The sequence below is a fragment of the Microvirga pakistanensis genome (assembly GCF_004458765.1).
Classification (GTDB): Bacteria; Pseudomonadota; Alphaproteobacteria; order Rhizobiales; family Beijerinckiaceae; genus Microvirga; species Microvirga pakistanensis.
The window spans coordinates 1-223 of sequence record NZ_SPJX01000027.1; the positions used below are offsets into that span (position 1 = coordinate 1).

General features: G+C 71.3%; 1 pseudogene. It reads right to left on the reverse strand.

Annotated elements, in window-relative coordinates:
- Positions 1-181: pseudogene (locus E4K09_RS01635) on the reverse strand (glutathione S-transferase C-terminal domain-containing protein); the annotation flags it as partial.
- Positions 182-223 lie beyond the last annotated feature (42 nt).

Below are 223 nucleotides of genomic sequence, written 5' to 3' on the forward strand. Positions count from 1 at the left end.
CCCCGTCCACAGGTGCGGAGAGCTCCCGGTCCGCCTCGGCGATCTCCGCAACGATCCGCCCGAAGGCGGACCGTTCGGACAAGCCGGCGTACCAGGCGGCCAGCGCCGGGAACGGCTTCAGGGACGGTCCGCCGAGGCGCCGGGCATAATGCACCGCCATGAAGGCGGAGATGTCGGCCACTGAAAACCGCCCGCACAGGAAGCGCCTGCCCGCAAGCGCGTC